The following is a 15153-nucleotide window of genomic DNA, read 5'->3' on the forward strand; positions in this document are numbered from 1 at the left end:
AAAATTATGAATCCAAAATATAAAAAGACCTTCAGAAATTCAATCGTTTTTTTGGTGGCCGCCATTGTGATTGTTTTCGCGTACCGATATTTTACGCAGAGTGAAGAACCGAAGATTACCGTTCAGACCGTAAAATTGACAAAACAGGATGTAACAACTTCTGTAACTGCGACCGGAACTGTAGAACCCGTCGACACCGTGCAAGTGGGAACACAGGTTTCAGGACTTATTAAAAATATTTATGTGGATTATAATTCACAGGTAAAAAAGGGACAACTTCTCGCGGAAATTGAAAAAACCAACCTTCAGGAATCGGTGAATGATGCGCAAGCTCAGTATAATTCGGCTTTGAATGAACTTAATTATCAACAGCAGAATTTTCAACGTCAGAATAATATGTTCAAATCCGGTGTTATCAGCAGAGCAGATTACGAGCAGGCTTCTTATCAGGTGAAAAACGCGCAACAATCGGTAAATCAAAAGAAAACCGTTTTAGCAGAGTCAAAAACCAATCTAAGTTATGCTAATATTTATGCTCCGATTGATGGTATTATTTTAAGCAAAAAAGTGCAGGAAGGGCAAACGGTTGCCGCAAGCATGACGACTCCTACCCTTTTCACGATTGCGAAGGATATTACGAAAATGCAGGTTCAGGCCAATGTAGATGAAGCAGACATTGGAAATGTTCAGGTCGGTCAACGGGTTACTTTCACGGTGGATGCGTTTCCTGATACTGAGTTTAATGGAAATGTAAGAGAAATGCGTTTGAGTCCGAAAACCTCTTCCAATGTAGTGACTTACACTGTTTTGATTGATGCCGATAATTCTGAACAGAAATTAAAACCGGGACTTACCGCAACGATCACAATTTTCACTCAGGAAATGAAAGGAGCGAACACCATTCCGGCTTCGGCAATAAGCTTTAGTCCTGAAACTGAAACAATGCAAAAATATTATCAGAAAAATAATATCAAGGCTAAAATTCCGGAGATAAAAACCGGAAAAGGCAAAGAAAAATATATCTGGATCAAAAATAACGACGGAAGTATTTCTCAGAAGCAAATTACGATCGGAATCAACGACGGAATCAATGTACAGGTAAAAAGCGGATTGACAGGAAACGAACAAATCGTGACTTCATTGGATGAGCAAACAGAAAGTGTGGCAAAATCCAGCTCAGAAGGAAGCAGCCCATTCATGCCGAAAAGACCGGGAAACAATAATAAAAAAGCTGGTTCAAAACCTTCTGGAAATTAATATTTAGTTGTTGGTTGATGGTTTATAGTTGATGGAATTTTAAATCGCTAAAAACCAACAACTATCAGCCAAAAACAGTCAACTATCAACATAAAATAAAAAGCAATGAAACCCATCATCAAAATAGAAAACCTGAAACGAGAATTCCGAATGGGTGACGAGATTGTTCATGCGCTGAAAGGAATTAATTTAACCATCAATGAAGGCGAATTTGTAACGATCATGGGAACCAGCGGTTCGGGGAAATCAACTTTCCTAAATACATTGGGATGTCTCGATCAGCCGACTTCGGGAACATATGAACTGGATGGCGTTTTGGTAAAAGATTTAAATAAAAATCAGCTTGCTGAAATCAGGAATACCAAAATAGGATTCATCTTTCAGTCGTACAATCTTTTAGCAAGAACCAGTGCTTTGGAAAATGTAGAACTGCCTTTGCTTTACAATTCTACCATTTCTTCGGAAGAAAGAAGAGAAAGAGCTGTAAAAGCATTGCAACAAGTTGGTTTGGAAAGCAGAATGGGACATGTTCCGAGTCAGCTTTCGGGAGGTCAACAACAGAGAGTTGCGATTGCGAGAGCCTTGGTGAATCATCCTGTGATTTTATTAGCCGATGAAGCTACCGGAAATCTGGATACAAGAACGTCTTATGAAGTGATGAATCTTTTTCAACAACTAAATGATGAAGGAATTACGATAGGATTTGTCACCCATGAAGAAGACATTGCGAGATTCAGTAAACGTACAGTGATTCTCCGTGACGGAATTATTAAGGAAGATAAAATGGTAATGAACAGACTCAATGCCAAAGCCGAGCTGGAAAAATTACCCAAAACAGAATAACGTATATCAAATTATATTAGCTGTAATGAAGAGGAAATAATGCGGTGTCTTTTGCAAATCTGATATGAAGAGGATTTCTACGGAAGTGAAGTTGTTTTAGAGTGTTAGTGTAGGCAGATTTGCAAAAGATTTTTAAACAAAAAAGAAGAATTGAAAAGTAATAAAACCAAAATATAGTTCTATCAAATTATATTAATTAGCTGTAATGAAGAGGATGTAATGCGGTGTCTTTTGCAAATCTGATATGAGGAGGATTTCTACGGAAATGAAGTTGTTTTAGAGTGTTAATATAGGACAGATTTGCAAAAGATTTTTAAAACAAAAAAAATAAAGTTATGAATTTCTCAAACTTATTAAAAATAGCCTGGAAAGCCATTATCCTTAATAAAACCAGAGCCATGCTTACCATGCTCGGAATTATTATCGGAGTTGCTTCCGTGATTGCGATGCTTGCGATTGGAGAAGGTTCTAAAGAAAGCATCAAGAAAAATATTTCAAGTATGGGAGCGAATCTCATCACGATTCGTCCCGGTGCAGGAATGACGGGCGGTGTGCGTTCTGATCCTTCTGCGATGCAAACCCTGACTTTAGCAGATTATAAAGCGCTGAAAGCTCAGGTTACATTAATTAAAGACATTTCTCCTTTGGTAAACGGAAGCGGACAAAGTATTGCCGGTTCTAAAAACTGGCCGACTTCGATCTACGGCTCTTCACCTGAATATCTGAAAATCCGTGATTGGGGTGTTGAGAAAGGCTCGATGTTTACGGATGATGATATTGAATCTTACGCAAAAGTAGCCGTGATCGGAAAAACTGTTCAGGAAAATCTTTTTCCGAATGAAGATCCGATCGGGAAAATGATTCGTTTTAAAAATATTCCGTTTAAAGTCATCGGTGTTTTAAAAGAAAAGGGTGAAAATACTTTCGGGCAGGATCAGGATGATATTATTATTGCGCCTTACACAGCGGTTCAGAAGAGAATTTTAGCAAAACCATATCTTCAGTCAATCGTTGCTTCGTCGTTGAGTGAACAGGATTCTGAAGCTGCGGTGAATGAGATTAAATCCATCATGGAAAAACAACACAAAATAAAACCCGATCAGGATAATGATTTTAACGTGTCGTCTCAACAGGAAATTATCTCCATGTTCAGTTCTACCAGCGAAATGTTGACGATTTTATTGGTTGCCATCGCAAGTATTTCATTAATTGTCGGCGGAATCGGAATTATGAATATTATGTATGTTTCCGTGAAAGAAAGAACCAAAGAAATCGGTCTGAGAATGGCGATTGGCGCAAAAGACAGAGATATTCTGATGCAGTTTCTTATCGAATCTGTTCTGATAAGCATTACCGGAGGCGTTTTGGGAGTGATCATCGGGATTATTGCGACTTTCAGCATCAAATATTTTGCAGGATGGCCCGTTACTATTACGATGATTTCAATCGTTATTTCATTTGCGGTGTGTACGATAACAGGAGTCTTTTTCGGATGGTATCCTGCGAGAAAAGCGGCTCAGGCAGACCCGATTAATGCTTTGAGATATGAGTAAAATATCGTTAATAAGACTTGTTTAAATTGATTTAGACTTGGGACGAATTATCCTTAACGCAACGCTCGCAAAGTTGTATTGAAAATGATTTTTATTTTTCTGTTCGCAAGGGCACTTCGTTCAGCAAATGATAATTGCGTTTTTAGCTGAGTGAAACGCCATTGCGAACGAAAATATTTTCAAGTTTAATAAAAAATCTTTTGCGAACATTGCGTTTAAAATATTCTGAAGATTTTTTATCTCAAATCAGGTTAAAATAAAAGTTAAACAAGTTCAATAAAAATATAGGAAAAATGATAGAAAAAATTCTAAATTCACTTTTTCAAAAGTTCCATCGATCAAGACTTTTTGAAGGGTTGAAAAAGTATAAATTTTAAAATCTAAGACTGTAAAAAAATGGTCAATCTAAAAAATAAAAACGTTGAAATCAGCCTGCATTTCTTGATCTGGCTGGTTTTATTCTTTCTTCCGGCAGCTTTTTCTGTCGGTTCGAATGCAGACTGGAAAGATCTTTTCCGCCACTTTTGGATTCAGCTTATTTTCCTTGCCGTTGTTTTTTATGCCAATTATACTTATCTCGTAAAATACCTTTTTGAGGATAAAAAAGTATGGTTTTTTGTGGTTAATTTAACCTTGATCTTAACCTTAATCTATTTTAAAAATCAAATCTCCGACTGGCTTGAACCCAATCGACACAGACCTTCAGACAGAAGACCGCCTGTCGCGTTATTCTATTTTATGGATACGCTAATTTACATGATTCCTGTTGCTTTTTCGATTGCCATTAACGCCGGAAAAAAAATACAGAAAGCTGAAGAAATGAAGATTGAAGCCGATAATATCAAATTACAATCTGAACTTCAACATCTTAAATATCAGTTACAACCGCATTTTTTCTTTAATTCTTTAAATAACATTTACTCCTTGATCGATTTTGCACCGGATAAAGCCAAACAAAGCATTCACAGTTTAAGTAAACTGATGCGACATTTGTTGTACAAAACCGATGTTCCGACAATAAGTCTTTCTGAAGAAGTGGAATTTTTAAATAAATATATCGAACTGATGTCGCTGAGACTGACTGATAATACAAAGGTTTACACCAATTTTCCGAAAACAATTCCTGAAATGAAAATTGCGCCGTTGCTTTTTATTTCGATTGTTGAAAATGCTTTTAAACACGGAATTTCGGCAACACAACATTCTGATATTCATTTTAAAATGGAAATTATAGAAAAGGAAATTTATTTTACGGCTTCCAATTCTAATTTTCCGAAAACGGATGCCGACAAAAGCGGTTCGGGAATCGGCGTTGAAAATCTTAAAAAAAGACTTAATTTGCTGTATCCCGAAAAGCATGAATTTCATTCTCATTTGAACAATGGGATGTATATTGCGGAAGTAAAACTCGACACAAAATAAGATCAATTTATGAGAAAAATTTTAGCATTATTTATTTTACTGTTAACCTTTATAAGTTGCTCTAGAACTGAATTTGATATTGAAGAAAGGAAAGAAGATATCAATTCGATTATCACTACAATCGTAGAAACTGACAGCATCAATATTGCTAAAAATAATCCTGAAAACAATAAGGTAACGCAATTTTTAAAGAAAATTAAAATTATTACTCCAAAACCTGAAGAAATCACTCCGCCAAAAAGGTATGAAACAACATTAAGCTGGATTCTTAATGTTAATCGTATAAATTTATTTAGTAAAAATGATTCATTGTATTTACTATCTCAGAATATAAATCCAGATAGTCTTGAAATTGACAAAATGGTAAAAGCAAAATATAATTACGCTGAACTTTTTAAGATTTTAAAAGATAGAAATAATGAGCATTATTATCAATATTACGAATTTTCAATTCCTGTTTTCTCAGAAGACAATAAAACTGCATATATTGAATTATATTACCAGTCTAAAGGCTATTTTGGTCAAGGAATGGCTTATATTCTCAAAAAAGAGAATAATAAATGGAAAGTTGTTGAAAAAGAAGGAACTTGGATAAACTAAAATAACTATGAAAAAACTAACCTGCTTAATTGCCGACGACGAACCGATGGCTTTAAATCTAATTGAAAGCTACGTTCTGAAAACACCTTTTCTGGAGCTGAAAGCCAAATGCAGCAGCGCCATCGAAGCCATGCAGAAACTGGAAGATGAAAAAGAAATCGACCTGTTTTTTCTTGATATTCAAATGCCGGATTTAACAGGATTGGAATTTTCAAAACTGCTTCCTCAAAAAAGCAAAGTTATTTTTACGACAGCATTCGATCAATATGCGATTGACGGATATAAAGTGAATGCGCTCGATTATCTTTTAAAACCATTCGATTACACTGAATTTTTGAATGCCGCGACGAAAGCCCGAAATTATTTTGAAAGCCTACAGCCAACTTTAGAAAAAACAGAAAAAAAGCAGGGTTTTTTCTTCGTAAAATCTGAATACAAACAAATTAAGATCAATTTTTCTGAAATTTTATTCATTGAAGGACTTAAAGATTATGTGAAAATTTTCCTGAAAGATCAGCCAAAACCGATCTTAACGTTGATGAGTTTAAAGAAACTGGAAGAAGAAACTTCCATCGGAAAACTTCATGAGAATTCACCGTTCCTATATTATTGCACTTGATAAAATTGAAGCGATTGAAAGAAATCATATCGTGATCAAAGAACAGCAAATTGCGATTGCTCCGAATTACAAAGACTCCTTGATGGAATATATTGGCGGGAAAAGCTTTTGATAAGCTGGAAGTCGGAAGAGGGAAGCTGGAAGTTACTACTACACGATTATTCCTTAATTATGACCTCCATTACTCCAGCTTCCCTCTTCTAACTTCCAGTCTTGATTAAATTGCGGTATAACCTCCGTCAACAAGGTAATAACCACCTGTCATGAATGAAGATTTTTCAGAACTTAGGAACAGAACCAATTCTGCAACTTCTTCCGGTTTTCCGAGTCTTCCCATTGGATGTTTTGCGATCAGAGCATCTTTAACATCTCCGCTTGTGCTGTCCAGAAGCGGGGTTTCGATATAAGCGGGACCTACTGCATTGCAACGGATATTTTTCTGTCCATATTCTGCTCCGATATTTTTTGTAAGACCTACAACCGCATGTTTTGCCGATGTATACGCCGATGAAAGTGGCGCAGCAACCGTTCCGTGGATGGATGCGATGTTTACGATAACTCCTCCTCCATCTTTATCCATCTGTGCCAATTGATATTTGCAGCCGTAGAAAACGCCGTCTAAGTTGACACTCAAGACTTTTCTCCAGCTGTCTAAACTGTAATCTCCAGTTAATTCTTGTTCGCCACCAATTCCTGCGTTGTTGCAGGCAATATCCAGTTTTCCGTAGATTTCTACAGTTGATTTTACCAGTGCTTCCACTTGTTCTGCATTTGAAGTATCTGCTTTTACAAATGACGCTTCTCCGCCTTGCGATTTGATCTTTTCTACCGCTTCATTTCCGTGTTCTTCGTTGATGTCTGATACAATTACTTTTGCACCTTCTTTGGCGTACAATTCTGCGATTGCCAATCCGATTCCTGATCCTGCACCTGTTACCAGTGCCACTTTATTATCTAAAATTCCCATATTGATAAAATTTTAATATGATTTTTATTATATTAACTTTTATCTAATTTACGGTTAAAATTTTTCATTGCTTCATAAGTAAACAATAAAATTTTCTTAAATTATTAAGGGAAATATTAATTATTTTTAAAGAGCATTCTTTTGATCAAAACATTTAGAATTTGTTTGAGATTTATTTAAGGAATGAAATAATTTATTATGAAAAATTCATTTATAATAAACCATCATTGTTTATTAAACATGATTACCACACTTCTTCAATAGTCTGATTGATGGTATTGATAGAAAAATTCTGACCTTTACTCAATCCTGCCATCGCTTTTACCAACGGTGATTCCGCGGAAACCGTCATGATTTTCTGATTCTCCAAAACAATTTCTCCAATCGAGGCAGAAATATAAAACAATCCTTTACTTGTTTTTACCAACGCTCCGTTTTGCACTTTTGAAGAAAGTTCCGAGGTTATTTTTTGAATGAGTGCTTGTTGATTCAAAGATTCATTCAATTGTCTTTGCAAATTATTGATTTCCTGTTGCACCATTTCCCGACTTGTTTCATATTTGTCGCCCATCGAGCTTTTGGTCTCGTTATTTGAAGCACGTGTTTCTGCAATCAGACTTTCAAATTTTTGAATTTTATCTATGAGCTTATTTTTAACGATGTCTAATATTTTTGATTTATCCATGAAACTAGTTGTTGAAATTTTACAAAAGACTTCAAATGTATTAAATAAATTTAATGTTCGCGAACACATTTGCATCCATAATATGATTAAATTATATTGATTTTCTCTGACTAAAAAATCCCAGCCTTTGATTAGACTAGGATTTTATTTTTTTAACGACTTCTTCAAAGGGGAATTTCCGTGCTGTTAATAGAATTATTTATTTTTCAAAAACAGCATAATCACCAGGTTTGAAATTGAAATCTTTTCCCTGATTAAAATCTCTTTTCGTTTTATCGAATACATTTTTGAAATTTCCGGATAAATGTTCGTCTTCGATGGTGAAATTTACTTCTTCTTTAGACATATTTAAAACAACCACAACCTCATCATTACCATTTTTTCTAACGTAAGCGAGGATTTTATCGTTCGCTGTTGTATTTAAAAGATAGGTGATCACATTTGAATCTCCACCTCTTAAAGCCGGACTTGAAGCTTTTAAATCTAATAAAGTCTTATAAAAATCTGCCATCTGATAAGTATTTGTCCATTTGATAACATCTTTTTCGAAGAACTCCAAACGTTTCATATTGGGTAACTCCTGCCCTGAATATAACAGCGGAATGCCATTCCAAGTTGCAGAAAATACAGCCATCGGTTTTGTAATATCTCCATATTTTTCGTATTCGGTTCCGTTCCAAGAATTTTCGTCGTGATTGGTCGTAAACCATGCTCTCATTGAACTGTCACCGATATTCGAATATTGTTTTAAAAGATCTTTTAACTCCTGAAGCGGTTCGTTTTTCTTGTAATAATCTGCAGATTTGTGCATCCATTTCCAAGAATAACTTGCATCAAAAACTTTTCCGTATTCGGGACTTTCCAGTTCATCAAATTCGCCCAACCAGAAAAGCGGTTTTATTTTTTCGACTTCCGGACGAGCCTGCTGCCAAAAATCTACCTCAACCCAAGAAGCCAAATCGCATCTGAAACCATCGATATTGGTTTCCTTAATCCAATATTTCATCGCATCGATCATTGCGAGGCGCATTTCCTGATTTTTATAATCTAATTCAATGATATCATCCATTCCAGAAGCGCGGTGAAAACTTCCGTCGGGATCTTTTAAATAAAATTCCGGATGCGTTTTTGTCCAGACATGATCCCAACCCGTATGATTTGCAACCCAGTCGATAATAACTTTGAAACCCAGTCTGTGAGCTTCATTTACCAACTGTTTAAAATCATCCAACGTTCCAAATTCCGGATTAATTGAGGTATAATCTGAGGCTGCATAAGGACTTCCTAAGCTTCCTTTTTTGTTTTGCTGAGCAATTGGAGTAATCGGCATGAACCAAAGTGTTTTCACTCCCATTGATTTCAGGCGGGGCATTTCTTTTTCAAATGCTTTGAAAGTTCCTTCCTGAGTATATTGTCTTACGTTTACTTCGTAAATATTTGTATTATGTTTCCAGTCTTTAGGTAAATCCGTCATGTTTTTTGTGGCATTTTGAGTGGTACAGGAAACAATTCCCAGACCAATTACAGCAATTAAAATCAACTTTTTCATTAATTCTGTTTTAACAAATATAGGGAATGTGATTGAAAAGATACGGTAACGAACGGTGATATTTTGAAGTTTGAGCAAGCCTAAATGTTGAATTCAGCTACAAAAAAGCCCCGAATTTTCATTCAGGGCTTTATATTATTTTAGATCTTTCGATTATCTTTCGTCGTCGTTGTCTTCTTCATCATCAAAAACATCGTCGTCATAGTTTTCTTCTTCCTCATCATCGAAGTTATCGTCATCTTCATCTGCAAAGCTTGTACCGCCTCCGAAATCATCTTCAAAGCCAAAATCATCTTCCATTAACGGCATAGCAGATTTCTTTTTAGATCCTCCTGCAGTACCACTTTTGCTTGGTGCTTTTAAAGGAACGTTTCCAAATCTGTAAACGGTAATCGGATAATTAACTCCTTTTGTCTCATCGATAATTTCTACCAATTCGCAGAAAAACTCCCAAAGGTCCAGAAACCCATATTGGAACTGAGCTTTATCTCCTACATTTTCGAAAGCCTCGTCAATATACACATCCGACATAATTTCGCCATCTCCGTCGTCGCTCATATCTTCCAACGGAACTCCTTTTACTATCGTTCCGTCTTCTTCCAATAGATTAAAAGTAGAAAGCTCGTCTCCCTGCAAGCTGAAAGCGCTCTTAATACCTAAATGTAAGTTCCATAGCGTCTGTTTTCCTTTAACTTCGATATCTCGGAAAATATCTTCTTTCGCATCTAATATTACGCGGATTTTGTAAACCATTAGTTTTATAATTACTTTTTGCCTTTGTTATTATGATAAATTCTAATGCAAATATAAAATAAATGAGATGTGACAAAAAAATATTTCAGGATTTTTTAAAATATTTTTTTTCCTTACATTTTGCGAAAACTATTTACTTTTTTCCAGCATAAAACTAAATTTCGTTCCTTCGAGATAGACACTCTCTACGGTAATGTTTTCGTTATGAGCTTCAAGGATGTGTTTTACGATCGCCAAACCAAGTCCGGAAACCGCCTTCTCTTCGGCTTCGGCTAGTTTCTACACGGTAGAATCTCTCGAAAATTCTCGGTAAACTTTCGGGTTTTATTCCCATTCCGTTGTCTATGACTTCAATTAAAACTTTATTTTTCAGAATACTTGTTTTTACTACTACTTTCGCTTCCTGTCTATTTGCGTAATGAATAGCATTTGAAACTAAGTTGATAAAAACCTGCGAAACCTTCTGTTTGTCTGCATCCACCCAAATCTGAGGCTGCAATGTTTGAATCTGCAGCGTTGTGTTGTGTTTTTCAGCTTCGAGATCGAGAAGATCAAAGATTTCCTTGATTAAAAGATTAACATCAAATTTTGAAACGGTAAGATTAATTTCGCCCGCTTCAAGCCTGTTAATCATATCCAGATCTGTGACAATGGCAATAAGCCTTTCCACGGATTTATCAATTCTATCTAAATATTTATCGCGAATCACAAGGTTATCAACACCGCCGTCTTGCAGAGTTTCAACGTAACCCTGAATTGAAAATAAGGGCGTTTTAAGCTCGTGAGAAACGTTTCCTATGTATTCTTTACGATAGCTTTCCATTTCCTTCATCATATCAAGTTCGGTAACTTTCTGCTGATTGAGGTCTGAAAATCTTTCTCCCAATTCTTTAATGGTAATATTTTCATCATTAGCGTGAACAATTTCTTGCGGCAATAGCTGCGAAAGCCCACGAACCTGCTTTTTACCGTAGTAATTAAACAGCAGTTCCAGCACGATATAATTAATGATAAAAATAAAGACAAGGCAAATGAAAAGTCCTATTTTAAAGAAAGGGGTACGGTAATAGATATCCTTTAGCGAATCGAAAATGATTACTAATAGAAACATCACCAATGTCAGAAGACAAGAGGCGACAAGGGTAAGTCTGTAAAATTTCAATTTTACAACGTATTTATTTGGTTTATATAAAAGTAAGAAATCGAAATTGAGTATTAAACAATAAGTTTATACCCAATTCCTTTTAATGTTTGAATGGTATTAATACCAAGCTTTTCTCTCAATCTTCTGATGTGTACATCGATCGTTCTTTCTCCTACAATCACGTCATTACCCCAAACTCTCTCCAGAATCTCTTCTCTTTTGAAGACTTTTTCTGTGTTTGAAGCTAATAAATACAACAGATCGAATTCTTTTTTCGGAAGCAAAAACTGCTGTCCGGCTTTGGAAACTCTGAAATTGTCTTTATCAATAATAAGATCACCGATTTCGATTAATTTCGCATTATCCGAAACCTGAGATGTTAATTGCAATAACGCATTCACTTTAGAGATAAGGATTTTCGGTTTAATAAGCTTCACAATGTAGTCGTTTGCACCAGCCTGAAAACCTGCCAATTGTGAGAACTCTTCGCTTCTTGCAGAAAGGAAAACAATTAATGTTTTCTGAAGTTCTTTAATCTTGCGAAGCTCCTGACATGTTTCAATACCATCTTTTTCTGGCATCATGACATCTAATAAGATCAAATCAGGGACAATTTCTTTAGCTTTATCGATACCTTCGTTACCGTTTGTAGCAGTATAGATATCGTAGCCTTCTTTTTCTAAGTTGTAAGACAGAATCTCTAAAATATCCAGTTCGTCGTCTATTAAGAGGATTTTCTTTTGGTTCATTTTCAATTTTTACGAGTCAAAGTTAATAATATTTTAATCACAGTTTAACAAAACAGACATCGTTCACATAAAGTTAACAAAAATATCGATTTATTAATGTTTAGTTAAGAAAAAATTAAATTTCGCTAAACCATTTACCCCGTCAATCTTTCATTCCTTTGCAGCGAAAGAATTTAGTAAGATAAAGTAAAATGAAAAAACAATTCCACAAGAGCATTATGCTACTTGCCTTGTTTTCTGCTGGTTTTGCATTCGCACAAAGTCAGGTATTAGAAGGTAGGATATTGGATGAGAAAGACAATACTCCTATTGAAGGGGTAAAAGTAAAGGTAAATGATCAGGAGGTAACGACTGACATTTCCGGAAACTACTCTTTCAATCTTCCAGCCGGAACCAACTACATTATAACGGTAACTTCCAACGGCTACAATAGAAAAGAGATAAGCGAGGTCATTGTAAAAAATGATGCCAATACTCATCTTGATATTGTTTTGGATAAGCAATCTACGAAAGAAAAACAAATCGAAGGTGTTGTGATAAAATCCAACGCAAGAAAAGAAACTATTGCTTCTACAATCGGATTACAAAGAAACTCTGGTGTAGTTTCTCAGGTGATTGGTGTTGAAGCTATTAAAAGAAGCCCGGACAGAAATACAGGAGAAGTTCTGAAAAGAGTATCGGGAGTAAGTTTGTTTGAAGGAAAATATATTGTTGTAAGAGGTTTATCAGACCGTTATAACCAAGCGATGTTGAATGGTATTCAGTTATCAAGTACAGAGCCGGACAGAAAAACTTTCTCTTTCGACCTTTTTCCTGCAAACGTTATCGAAACGCTTGTTATCAACAAAACTTTCATTCCTGAATACAGTGGTGAATGGGCAGGAGGATTGATCCAGGTAAATACTAAAGACATTCCTAATAAAAACTTTTTCAATGCACAAGTAGGCGTGGGAGGAAACTCTATCACGATGGGGCAGGAATTTAAAATGCAGAAAGGTGGAAAATGGGATTTCTTAGGAATTGACGACGGATCTAGAAAACTTCCTACAGGGATGCCTGCAAAAAATGCATTCAACACGTTGGATGATGCTACTAAAACAGGATTCGGAAAACAATATGTAAAAAACTTAGGATACAATACAATCGGTTATCCTGAGAACGTAAACTTACAATTAGACGGAGGTTTCAATACGAAGCTTTTCGGAAAAGATTTAGGAGTTATTGCGGTTTTAAACTACAGCAACACCAAGAGAAAAATTGAAACTTCGAATAGTTTCTTTACAATCAACGGAGAGAAAGCTGATACCAACTTCGATTATTACACTGAAAAATATCAAAACGACGTTATTTTAGGAGGTTTATTAAACCTTACTTTAAAACTGAATAGCAACAACAAAATTTCCCTGAAGAACATTATTACCAACAATACGGTAAATCACATGTCTTTCAGAACAGGAAAAGATTTTGAATTTGATCCTGTAAACGGAACAAATATCATGGCAAGAGAAATTGGATTTAAAGAAACTACTTTCTACAATTCTACGCTAAACGGAACACATAAAATTGATGCTTTAGGAGGTCTTACTGTCAACTGGTACGGAAGTTTCGGTATTTTGGATCAGTATATTCCATTATTACAACGTCTTCAGTACAATCAATATCCTGACATCAACGGAAGTCCTTATCTGGCTTTGATCTCAAACGGTCTTTCTCAAAAATCAGGAAGTGTATTCTACTCTACGCTTAGTGATTATCTGTATAATGCAGGTGGAGATGTATCTAAAACTTTTGAGATGTTTGGACAAAAACAAACTGTAAAAGGAGGATATTTATTCCAGGTAAAAGACAGAGTTTATAACTCAAGACCTTTCTCTGTAAGACTTGAAGGATATAACCAAGGATTGCTTTCTCAGCCTTTCGAAACGATTTTCAGTCCTGAAAACTTCGGAACAGACGGAACTAAATTCAATTTCGACGAAATCTCAGGAGATCAATACAGATATATCGCCAATACGATTCTTAATGCAGGATATTTGCAGATGGACAGCAACTTTACGCCTTGGTTCAGAGCGGTATATGGTTTAAGAGTTGAAAACTTCGATCAATTGGTTGGAAGTACAAAAAGAAGCGATGACCGTTTTGTAAACACTCGTGTTACTGACTTTTTACCCGCTTTAAACATGACATTCAAGTTAGCGAATAACATGAATCTACGTGTTGCAGGTTCGCAGACTGTTGTAAGACCAGAATTTAGAGAAGTTTCTCCATTGGCATATTACGATTTCGATTTGGGAGCTACTGTTGTAGGTAACAAAAACATCCAGAGAACTAAAATTACCAATGCAGACGTTCGTTGGGAATGGTACCCAAGAAACGGAGAAATTCTTTCCGTTGCAGGTTTCTACAAAAACTTCAAAAACCCTATTGAATTATATTTTAATCAATCTGGTGCAGGAACGAGTAATACTTTTAACTATTTAAATGTAGATAAAGCTGATGCCTACGGAGCAGAATTAGAATTCAGAAAAAAACTTGATTTCTTCAGTGCTCTTAAGAACTTCACATTAGGTGGAAACTTCGCTTTAATTAAAAATAAAGTAACCGACGAAGCTACGAAAACAGACAGACCAATGCAGGGACAATCTCCTTACACGGTAAACGTAAGTCTTCAATATGACACTGAAAATACAGGTTGGACTTCAACGGTACTTTTCAACATGATCGGAAGAAGAATCCTTTATGTAGGAAACGATCAGATTCCACCAATCTGGGAAAACCCAAGACCACTTCTTGATTTCCAGGTTGCTAAAAAAATCTGGCAGAACAAAGGAGAAATTAAGCTGAACGTTTCAGATATCTTAAACCGTCACGCGAAATTCTACCACGATCTGAACAACAACAAAAAATATGACAGTGCAGATGCACTTGCTATCGACAGAGTAACGGGAACAAACATCAGTTTAACTCTTGGCTATAGCTTTTAATTCAATTCATTATCTAATTAATAAAAAA

Annotated in this window: 11 protein-coding genes and 2 pseudogenes; 7 read left to right on the forward strand and 6 right to left on the reverse strand. The window is 35.6% G+C overall.

Annotated features, from left to right (window positions below):
* Positions 1-6: 6 nt before the first annotated feature.
* The 6 genes and pseudogenes from J3D55_RS18305 to J3D55_RS18330 all read left to right on the forward strand — a co-directional run bounded on the left by J3D55_RS18305 (position 7) and on the right by J3D55_RS18330 (position 6406).
* A complete protein-coding gene (locus tag J3D55_RS18305; protein ID WP_259132907.1) occupies positions 7-1257 on the forward strand; it encodes an efflux RND transporter periplasmic adaptor subunit in 1251 nt (416 codons plus the stop codon).
* A 105-nt stretch (positions 1258-1362) separates the two neighbouring features.
* Positions 1363-2100, forward strand: a complete 738-nt coding sequence (locus J3D55_RS18310; protein ID WP_310467280.1) for an ABC transporter ATP-binding protein — start codon at positions 1363-1365, stop codon at positions 2098-2100.
* Between the two features lie 335 nt (positions 2101-2435).
* Positions 2436-3653 (forward strand): ABC transporter permease, encoded by a 1218-nt coding sequence (locus J3D55_RS18315; protein WP_259132908.1) that lies wholly within the window; start codon positions 2436-2438, stop codon positions 3651-3653.
* A gap of 396 nt (positions 3654-4049) precedes the next feature.
* Positions 4050-5075 carry a sensor histidine kinase gene (locus J3D55_RS18320; RefSeq protein ID WP_259132909.1) on the forward strand — a complete coding sequence of 342 codons (1026 nt, stop codon included), beginning with the start codon at positions 4050-4052 and terminating at the stop codon, positions 5073-5075.
* 9 nt (positions 5076-5084) lie between these two features.
* Entirely contained in the window at positions 5085-5675 is a 591-nt protein-coding gene (locus J3D55_RS18325) for a hypothetical protein (protein WP_259132910.1), read from the forward strand.
* A 7-nt stretch (positions 5676-5682) separates the two neighbouring features.
* A pseudogene (locus tag J3D55_RS18330) lies at positions 5683-6406 on the forward strand (LytR/AlgR family response regulator transcription factor).
* Positions 6407-6511: 105 nt separating this feature from the next.
* Here the strand turns inward: J3D55_RS18330 and J3D55_RS18335 are convergent.
* The 6 genes and pseudogenes from J3D55_RS18335 to J3D55_RS18360 form a co-directional block, all read right to left on the reverse strand.
* Positions 6512-7261: an SDR family NAD(P)-dependent oxidoreductase gene (locus J3D55_RS18335; protein ID WP_259132911.1), complete on the reverse strand. Its 750-nt coding sequence runs from the start codon at positions 7259-7261 to the stop codon at positions 6512-6514.
* A gap of 244 nt (positions 7262-7505) precedes the next feature.
* Positions 7506-7946, reverse strand: a complete 441-nt coding sequence (locus J3D55_RS18340) for a hypothetical protein (protein WP_259132912.1) — start codon at positions 7944-7946, stop codon at positions 7506-7508.
* A 199-nt stretch (positions 7947-8145) separates the two neighbouring features.
* A complete protein-coding gene (locus J3D55_RS18345) occupies positions 8146-9495 on the reverse strand; it encodes an alpha-amylase family glycosyl hydrolase (RefSeq protein ID WP_259132913.1) in 1350 nt (449 codons plus the stop codon).
* A gap of 153 nt (positions 9496-9648) precedes the next feature.
* On the reverse strand, positions 9649-10248 hold the full coding sequence (locus tag J3D55_RS18350) for an IS1096 element passenger TnpR family protein (RefSeq protein WP_259132914.1): 600 nt from the start codon (positions 10246-10248) through the stop codon (positions 9649-9651).
* A 129-nt stretch (positions 10249-10377) separates the two neighbouring features.
* A pseudogene (locus tag J3D55_RS18355) lies at positions 10378-11410 on the reverse strand (sensor histidine kinase).
* A gap of 53 nt (positions 11411-11463) precedes the next feature.
* Positions 11464-12141: a response regulator gene (locus tag J3D55_RS18360; protein WP_259132915.1), complete on the reverse strand. Its 678-nt coding sequence runs from the start codon at positions 12139-12141 to the stop codon at positions 11464-11466.
* A 191-nt stretch (positions 12142-12332) separates the two neighbouring features.
* On the opposite strand from J3D55_RS18360, the gene J3D55_RS18365 reads away from it, so the two are divergent.
* Positions 12333-15125 (forward strand): TonB-dependent receptor, encoded by a 2793-nt coding sequence (locus J3D55_RS18365; RefSeq protein ID WP_259132916.1) that lies wholly within the window; start codon positions 12333-12335, stop codon positions 15123-15125.
* The last annotated feature ends 28 nt before the right edge of the window (positions 15126-15153 follow it).

This window comes from Chryseobacterium ginsenosidimutans, assembly GCF_024807225.1.
Taxonomy (GTDB): domain Bacteria; phylum Bacteroidota; class Bacteroidia; order Flavobacteriales; family Weeksellaceae; genus Chryseobacterium; species Chryseobacterium ginsenosidimutans.

What these genes read in the sequence shown, in the direction of transcription:
- J3D55_RS18305 (WP_259132907.1), top strand. Translation starts at nt 7, where the DNA reads ATGAATCCAAAATATAAAAAGACCTTCAGAAATTCAATCGTTTTTTTG.
- J3D55_RS18310 (WP_310467280.1), top strand. Translation starts at nt 1,363, where the DNA reads ATGAAACCCATCATCAAAATAGAAAACCTGAAACGAGAATTCCGAATG.
- J3D55_RS18315 (WP_259132908.1), top strand. Translation starts at nt 2,436, where the DNA reads ATGAATTTCTCAAACTTATTAAAAATAGCCTGGAAAGCCATTATCCTT.
- J3D55_RS18320 (WP_259132909.1), top strand. Translation starts at nt 4,050, where the DNA reads ATGGTCAATCTAAAAAATAAAAACGTTGAAATCAGCCTGCATTTCTTG.
- J3D55_RS18325 (WP_259132910.1), top strand. Translation starts at nt 5,085, where the DNA reads ATGAGAAAAATTTTAGCATTATTTATTTTACTGTTAACCTTTATAAGT.
- J3D55_RS18335 (WP_259132911.1), bottom strand. Translation starts at nt 7,261, where the DNA reads ATGGGAATTTTAGATAATAAAGTGGCACTGGTAACAGGTGCAGGATCA.
- J3D55_RS18340 (WP_259132912.1), bottom strand. Translation starts at nt 7,946, where the DNA reads ATGGATAAATCAAAAATATTAGACATCGTTAAAAATAAGCTCATAGAT.
- J3D55_RS18345 (WP_259132913.1), bottom strand. Translation starts at nt 9,495, where the DNA reads ATGAAAAAGTTGATTTTAATTGCTGTAATTGGTCTGGGAATTGTTTCC.
- J3D55_RS18350 (WP_259132914.1), bottom strand. Translation starts at nt 10,248, where the DNA reads ATGGTTTACAAAATCCGCGTAATATTAGATGCGAAAGAAGATATTTTC.
- J3D55_RS18360 (WP_259132915.1), bottom strand. Translation starts at nt 12,141, where the DNA reads ATGAACCAAAAGAAAATCCTCTTAATAGACGACGAACTGGATATTTTA.
- J3D55_RS18365 (WP_259132916.1), top strand. Translation starts at nt 12,333, where the DNA reads ATGAAAAAACAATTCCACAAGAGCATTATGCTACTTGCCTTGTTTTCT.